Below are 7,566 nucleotides of genomic sequence, written 5' to 3'. Positions count from 1 at the left end.
GCTCAAATTTTATATATGGTGAAAACAATTATTTTATAATTTTCTTAAAACAATATCCAATTTTATGTGAATTTCAAGTTATTCCAAAGCAAATGATGAAAGATTCAATTCATCACCGTTTAAATACAATGAGACTGGCCTAAAGCAGTTCCAGCCTCCCCGCCTCGGCTATTCCCACGGAGACCATCTTTTCCCGGGAGGAATAAAATATCGTGCGGCAGAGCCCCTCCAGTCCGTCAGAGAATGACTTGCCGCTGCGCTCTTCTATCCCGCGGAGAAGCATCTCCACAAAAGATTCAAGTTCAGGATATGGGGGGATATATGAGAGCGGATACCCCCAGACGGCGAGCTCCCGCAGATGTCCGTAGACCTCTTTTGTTGAGGAGTAGGGGGAGCCGCCGATGATCAGCCGCAGGCATACCGCGATGGCCGCGGTGGCCGCGGTGTGGCAGCCGGAAGCGGCCGCCTCTTGAATATCCCTCTTCGCGGCTTCAAAAGAACCGGCTTTTATGTGGGGGAATACCGATTCGGCGACAGACCGGCCGGTGACGGCCAGCATTTGAATGGCCTGCAGATAGGAGAGAATGTTTTTTCTCACTGAGGGTTCGTGCCATTTTACGCGGAGCCGTCCCTCGTCCGCGCCAAGAACCAGCGATCCTCTGCCGTTTAATGATTTCGTTACTCCGAAGCCGTTGAGCAGCGACAACGCCCGCCGTGTCGTGATCAGCGTGTATCCCAAGTTTGCGGAGAGCGCGGCGGCGGATGGGAGAAGGGTGCCGATGGGATATCCGCCGTTGTCGACAGAGCGGATGATTTCCGCCGCCGCCAGGTTGCAGAGCCGCGGCTTGCCCCATCTGTAGGGGCTATTAAAGGAGTCTGACAGCGGGTGGGAGGCATATTCCGGATCGTAGTCAAAGTAGGTCCGTTCAAGTAAAGAGCGAAGAGCGGTAAAATCTTCCCGCCGCGCAAGCGAAACCATTTCTTTGAGGACTGCCCACAGTCTTTCGTAATTATCCCTCCAGTGTCCGATATCCGCCGCACAGCGAGCGATATGCGTTGGGTAAGAGTAGAGGCTTATGTCATGGTACAGGTCAAGTATCAGCGGATTGCGAAGCTTATTTATCAGGTACGCAAGAAAAGCTGTGACCGCTTCGTCACAAAAGGAGGCGCCCTTTTCAAGTATCTTCTCAAGCCGGTCAAGATCTTTTTCATCACAGCGGCGAAAGCCGTCGTAAAATATGGGGGGCAGGATCAGCGCGAATCCCTGATAGATATCGCGCAGCACCTCCTCTCTGGCGAGGATGCCGGCAGGCAGGCCGTTTTTTGCCTCTTGGTCGTAGATGACCGTGCGCCCCAGCTCCGAGCCGGAAATATATTTTCCCCGCTGAAGCATTTTCAGCGCGCCCTGCACTGTCACTGTCGATACTCCCAGCAGCTGTGACAGACGGTGGATGGAGGGCAGCGGGCGTCCCTTTGAGTAAAGGCCAAAATAGATTTTTGTAAGGAGATATCCGTAGGTCAGCATATATAGATTTTTTGATTTCAATTATTATCACCACACAACTAGTACTTCAATTATAACATACTGCATAATTTTAATTTTGCCCTCGCATAACAGCGTGCCGGAACTAGGCAAACGCATGAAAACCTGCCGCTCCCGCCCGCGCTTGCCGGCGCCTTTATATCGCCGTCGAATAAAAATAAGATGCCCTCGCTCTGATGTAGGAACGGGAGAGATAAGGACGAAAGACCAAAAATTTTTCTCCGCGCGGCAAAGTGGACTTTTTAAAGGCTATGTAATATTATGATAAAGATTATAAGCTGTAATATTATGAGCAAGCATCACTTTTGTTTGCGGTGGCTCCGTTAATGAACAGAGGCAGGATTGGAAGAGGGCAGATGACTTATAAAGACGACAGCACGGGACTAAACGGCCGGCAGGACCGGAGCGGCACCTTTGACGAATACAGCGCTCTGATGGGAGCGCTGCATGTGGGTGTCAGCAAACATAAGCTTGACGAGCACTTCACGGCGATCTGGGCGAATGATTTCTTCTTTGAGATAATAAAATACACGAGAGAGGAATATGTGGAGTTGTTTCACAACCATGTGGATGAGTACTTCGCATCTGCTCCCGCCGCGCTGCAGAAGATCACGCAGACGGTGCTCGGCGCGCTTGCGGAGAACCGCCCAGGTTATGAGTGCATCTGCCAAATGCCGCAAAAAGGAGGTTCCATAGCGTGGATCCGTATCGTCGGGACCTTCACCGACGAGATAGCTGACGGCTTTCCTGTGGTATATACCGTCTTTACCGACGTAACGGATATTATCCAGACACAAAAGGAGCAGTCCGTCACCTATGACAACCTTCCCGGTTTTGTCGCTAAGATTCGTGTTGAAGATGAGGGTTTCACTCTGATTGACGCCAACGCCCGTTTTCGGGAATTTTTTAGCGGCGGGAAAGATTTTCTCGCCCGCGGCCTCTCTAATTTTGACTGTGAACAGAACCGCGCCGCCTATGCGGAAAACATTGAAGCGATGAAAAAGGGCCTCCCCGTCCACTTCACGCTGCAGGCGAAGGACAGCGGCGGCGGCGGCGCCTGGCTGCAGGTCAACGCCGAATGCGTCCGCTGGGACGGCGGCCGGCCGGTCTATCTCGTCATATATATAGATATAACCGACATCACGGAACAGCGGGAGCTTCGCAGGCAGCTTGAGGAACGGTCCGAGATGCTGCGCGGCGCGCTTGCGGAGGCGGAAAGGGCCAACCGGGCCAAGTCCGATTTCCTCTCGCGTATGAGCCATGACATCAGATCGCCGATGAACGCGGTGATCGGCATGACGGCGATCGCCGCCTCGCATATCGACAACCGCGAGCGTGTCATGGACTGTCTGGAAAAGATCACTGTCTCGTCGAAGCTGCTGCTACAGCTGATCAACGAAGTGCTCGATATGGCAAAGATCGAAAGCGGCCGGCTGGAACTGGCAGAGGACGAGGTCAGCCTGGACGAGCTGCTGCAGGGCATCGTAACGATCATACAGCCCTCTATCGCCGAAAAAAGGCACAACTTTGACATACATGTCTATGAGCTTGAGCATGAGAGGGTCATATGCGACCAGCCCCACATCCAGCAGGTTTTTTTGAATATCCTTTCCAACGCCGTAAAGTATACGCCTGAGGGCGGAAACATCATCTTCGAGGTGCGGGAAAACCCTTCGGATATAAAAGGATACGGACAGTTTGAGTTTACCTTTGAGGACAGCGGCCTTGGCATGAAGCCTGAGTTCCTCAAGAAGATATTTACCCCTTTCGAGCGCGCCGACGACGTAGCCGCCTACGGCATCCAGGGTACGGGGCTCGGTCTGGCGATCAGTAAAAATATCGTCGGCATGATGAACGGGGAGATCATTGTCAGCAGCGTCCACGGTAAAGGTACAAAATTTACCGTGAAGCTGCCGTTAAAGACCGCTGACATGAAAGATGAACCGGCCTCACCGCTGTTGTCGCCGCTGCCGTCGCTGCCGGTGCTGGTCGTCGACGACGACCGTATCGTCTGTGAGACCGTATCGGTGCGTCTCGCGGAAATCGGAATGGAAAGCCGCTGCGTACTTTCTGGAAAAGAGGCGCTGCAGGAGGCCGTCTCCGCGCACCGGGCGGGAGCGGATTTCTTCATGATCATCATCGACCTCATGATGCCGGGTATGGACGGCATCGAAACTGCGGGGGAGATCCGCGCGGCGGTCGGTCCGGAGGTGCCGATCATCCTCCTCTCCGGCTACGGCTGGGCGGAATATGAGGCGAAGGCCGTTGCCGCGGGTATCAACGGCTTCATAATGAAGCCGCTATTCAGGTCCAACCTTATCGGCGCGATACGGCGGTACGCGCTGAAAGAGGCGGTCCCGGAGACTGTTCCGGTGGCGCCGCATATCGCCGCCTCTTATAAGGGCAAACGGGCGCTTCTTGTGGAGGACAACGCGATCAACCGCGAGATCGCGCAGGAGATACTGGGGCAGACGGGCATTCTTGTCGAAAGCGCGGAACATGGGCTGGAGGCGCTTGAAAAATTCGCCGCCTCCGACGCTGGGTACTATGACGTGGTATTCATGGACCTGCAAATGCCGATCATGGGAGGTTTGGAGGCGGCGCGCAGGATCCGCGGCCAGGAACGCCCCGATGCCAGGACCATTCCTATCATCGCAATGACCGCGAATGCCTTCGAAGATGACGTAAAGGCTTCAAAAGAGGCGGGGATGAACGCTCACCTCTCAAAACCGCTTGACTTTAAGCTGCTTGAGCGGACGATGGCCGAATACTTAGGCGCCTGAGTTAATTTATAATATCAGCACGAAGGTGCCGAGCGTTATCAGTGCGCCTCCGATGAGTATCTTGGCCGTAACGGCCTCGTGAAGGAAGATGAGGGCCATCGCGATGCCCAGAACGACGCTGAACTTATCCACGGGAATGACCTTCGATGCCTCCCCGAGCTGTAAGGCCCGGAAATAAAAGAGCCATGAGAGTCCGGTAGCGAGGCCGGAGAGAACGAGAAACAGCCAGCTCTTGCGGCTGATTTCGCCGATTTGTCCGCCGCTTCCCGTCACAAAGACGACGAGCCAGGCCATAATGACGACGACTACGGTCCGCACCGCCGTCGCCAGGTTGGAATTCACGCCCTCGATGCCTATTTTTGCGAGTATCGAAGTGAGCGCCGCGAAGAACGCAGAACACAGAGCGCAGATTGCCCACATATTTTTATTGCCTCCCGATTTAAAAGAACCCGCCGTATAGGCGGGTTCTTATATTCACTGCCTTTTTGACGGCCGTTATTTTTCCCTGGTTTACTTCACAAACTCGCCGCTTTTTTCTTTGTTGAGAGCCGTGATGCCCTCTTTGGTCATCAGAAGCGCGAGGACGAGCAGCAGAGCGCTGATGCCCGCGAGGATGTAATTCGGGTGGGCGCTCGTCAGCGTACCCTTGATCTCCACCACAAGGCCCGCCATGCTTGTAAAGAGCATGAACCAGAAGGGAACGAGGAGGAAGGTTGCCTTTTTCTTAAGGCCGCGGATTATCCACATCGCGATACCGAGAATGGCGAGCGCCGCCACGAGCTGGTTAGAGGCGCCGAATACTGGCCAGATGACCGCCCATGCGGGAACCGGGTTTCCGTCGGGGCCCTTGGTCTTTACGTAAACGAGAACCAGCGCGACGATGACGGCGATGATCGTAGCCGCGTATTTGTTGATCTTATAGTCTGTCAGCTCCTGTATCTGGTAACGGGCGAGACGCGTAGCGGTATCGAGCGAGGTGAGCAGGAAGCCGTTGATGGCGATCGCGCCGAGACGGGTTCCCAGGACGGGATCGATACCGACGATCGTGCAGAACTGTCCGAAACCGGCGGCGAAAGTGCCGACTGGCCCGCCCTTCTGTATGCCGCCGGCGACCATCAGCGTGCCGAGCGCGATGACGGCGACAAGGCCCTCAAGGAGCATCGCGCCGTAGCCGACGGGGAGCGCGTCCGCCTCATGGGCGAGCTGCTTCGAGGTCGTGCCGGAGCCGACGAGCGAGTGGAATCCGGAGATGGCGCCGCAGGCGACGATGACGAACATCATCGGCCAGAGGTTGGCTTTGCCGAGTCCGAACCACTGAATATCCTTGGCGATCATGGGGACGTTGCCGCTGTCCATCGAGGCGCCGAAGATCATGCCGATCGCGCCGATCGCCACCGCGAAATAGAGGAAATAGGAGGCGAGATAGTCGCGCGGCTGGAGCAGCAGCCAAACGGGGAGCACCGAAGCCGCGAGGATATAGATGGCGAGGAAGATGTTCCACTGGTCGGCGCTGTGAGTAAAGACGGCCGCGACAAAGGGCCAGTCTCCTCCCCAGATGGTGCAGACGGCGATGATGGCGAGCATCACGAGCGTGACGAACTTAAGGTTCATATTGAAGCGGTAGATGAGAAGTCCCGAGATGACCGCGAGGAATATATACATGCAGCTTACAAAGGCTACCACTGGGTCCGTCACGAAGGTCGCCGTAGTCAGGACGAGGAAGACCGCGACGACGAGGAAAAGCGAAAGGATCGTGAACACGAGGAAAAGCTGTTTTCCCTTGCGGCCGATCCAATGGTCGATGACCTCGCCGACAGACTTGCCCTCGTGGCGCATCGAGGCGACGACGGCGCCGAAATCATGCGGCCCGCCGAGGAAGATCGAGCCGAAGATGCACCACAGGATCGTGGGCAGCCAGCCGAACATGGACGCAGCGGTGATCGGCCCAACGATAGGGCCCGCGCCGGCGATGGACGAGAAGTGATGTCCAAGGACGACCGCGGGGTGTGTGGGGCAGTAGTCCATCCCGTCGTTCATCTGCTCGGCGGGAGTGACATTGCCGTTACTCAGTTCATAGACCTTCGCCATGAACTTTCCGTAAAATATGTAGCCGAGTACCAACAATAAAGCGGATACTACGAACATCATAAAGAACATAAGTTACACCTCCAAAAGGATTTTTGTTATCTATAAAACAGCGGACGCCATTGTCCGGCTATTTTCCAAGCTTTCTAAGCGCGGCGTTGACGAGAAAGGCCGTGTCCTGAATCGCCTTCGGAATATCGTCGCCGGGCGTAAAAAAGTGCAGTTCCACAAAACCGCGGAATCCGAACATCAGGGAGCTCTTCTTCATATAATAGGCTCCATTTTCACGCAAAAATACAAAACGCTGAAGCAGCAGGTCGCTCTCGGACTTAGCCTCCCTCTTGAGCCGATCCACGTCGCACTCCTCATACTTCCATATAATATAATCATCCGCGTAATAGCGGGCGACCTCGCCTATCAGTCCCGATTTCACCATCGAGACCCTTCTGTAAAGCCCCTCCGCCGCGCCGCTCTTCCAAGGTTCGAACCGCCATTCTTCCCATATCTCGGAGGCCGAGGCAAGGAACGAAAAATCTGCCATAAAACACACATCCTGACCCGCACATAAAAGCGCGCCGACATTTTAGGTATCTTACATTAACCGTTTTTGAAAGGCAAACTTAAAAAATGCCGCTAGTTTTATAGATTTGTCTGTATATGCAAGACATAGTTGAAATATTAACGATATAAAGAAAGTGATATATCACACATACCTATTTAATAAAACCCTACGAGCCTATTTATATAAATTTTAAAATTTACAATAACGATACCATGGACCGCGTGTGTCCGGCAGGCGCGGGGAAGGCGGCTTGGCCGCCTTGAAAACGCGTTATTTTCCGGCAAATGAAGGCGGACGCTGCGGAGGCGCCGAATATGACGCCGCCGGGCGGCACGGCGTGGGCAACAGATATTCGGGCCCCTGCCCTGTAAATTTATCGCAAAGTGTTGCAATTAAAAAGATTGTACGCTATAATGCCATTACATATCTTTGAAGAGATCCGGCTCTGATTCCCGGGTCTCTTTTGATGTGGGAATATGAATACGCGCTCCAATGGGGCATAAGTAACGTAGAACCAAATACAGGGAGGATTTTCAGTATGGCAAAAGAGAAATACGTACGTAACAAACCGCATCTCAACATAGGTACGATCG

At 54.1% G+C, this 7,566-nt stretch carries 5 protein-coding genes; 1 reads left to right on the top strand and 4 read right to left on the bottom strand.

Annotation, left to right across the window (positions count from 1 at the left end; genetic code table 11):
* Positions 1–139 precede the first annotated feature (139 nt).
* The gene (locus LIO98_RS07785) at positions 140–1,525 is read right to left on the bottom strand and encodes a GntR family transcriptional regulator (protein ID WP_291955121.1); all 1,386 of its coding nucleotides are present in this window, start codon (positions 1,523–1,525) and stop codon (positions 140–142) included.
* A 374-nt stretch (positions 1,526–1,899) separates the two neighbouring features.
* On the opposite strand from LIO98_RS07785, the gene LIO98_RS07780 reads away from it, so the two are divergent.
* Positions 1,900–4,326: a response regulator gene (locus tag LIO98_RS07780; RefSeq protein WP_291955118.1), complete on the top strand. Its 2,427-nt coding sequence runs from the start codon at positions 1,900–1,902 to the stop codon at positions 4,324–4,326.
* 6 nt (positions 4,327–4,332) lie between these two features.
* Here the strand turns inward: LIO98_RS07780 and LIO98_RS07775 are convergent, their stop codons facing one another.
* The 3 genes from LIO98_RS07775 to LIO98_RS07765 form a co-directional block, all read right to left on the bottom strand.
* Positions 4,333–4,746 (bottom strand): EamA family transporter, encoded by a 414-nt coding sequence (locus LIO98_RS07775; protein WP_291955115.1) that lies wholly within the window; start codon positions 4,744–4,746, stop codon positions 4,333–4,335.
* Between the two features lie 90 nt (positions 4,747–4,836).
* Positions 4,837–6,483 (bottom strand): carbon starvation CstA family protein, encoded by a 1,647-nt coding sequence (locus tag LIO98_RS07770; protein WP_291955112.1) that lies wholly within the window; start codon positions 6,481–6,483, stop codon positions 4,837–4,839.
* Between the two features lie 58 nt (positions 6,484–6,541).
* The gene (locus LIO98_RS07765) at positions 6,542–6,952 is read right to left on the bottom strand and encodes a hypothetical protein (protein WP_291955108.1); all 411 of its coding nucleotides are present in this window, start codon (positions 6,950–6,952) and stop codon (positions 6,542–6,544) included.
* Between the last annotated feature and the right edge of the window lie 614 nt (positions 6,953–7,566).

It is taken from the genome of Cloacibacillus sp. (genome assembly GCF_020860125.1).
Lineage (GTDB): Bacteria > Synergistota > Synergistia > Synergistales > Synergistaceae > Cloacibacillus.
This window is presented reverse-complemented; position numbering and strand designations above follow the sequence as displayed.

Excerpts from the sequence above, each read along its gene's own strand:
- LIO98_RS07785 (WP_291955121.1), bottom strand. The coding sequence starts at position 1,525 with ATGCTGACCTACGGATATCTCCTTACAAAAATCTATTTTGGCCTTTAC.
- LIO98_RS07780 (WP_291955118.1), top strand. The coding sequence starts at position 1,900 with ATGACTTATAAAGACGACAGCACGGGACTAAACGGCCGGCAGGACCGG.
- LIO98_RS07775 (WP_291955115.1), bottom strand. The coding sequence starts at position 4,746 with ATGTGGGCAATCTGCGCTCTGTGTTCTGCGTTCTTCGCGGCGCTCACT.
- LIO98_RS07770 (WP_291955112.1), bottom strand. The coding sequence starts at position 6,483 with ATGTTCTTTATGATGTTCGTAGTATCCGCTTTATTGTTGGTACTCGGC.
- LIO98_RS07765 (WP_291955108.1), bottom strand. The coding sequence starts at position 6,952 with ATGGCAGATTTTTCGTTCCTTGCCTCGGCCTCCGAGATATGGGAAGAA.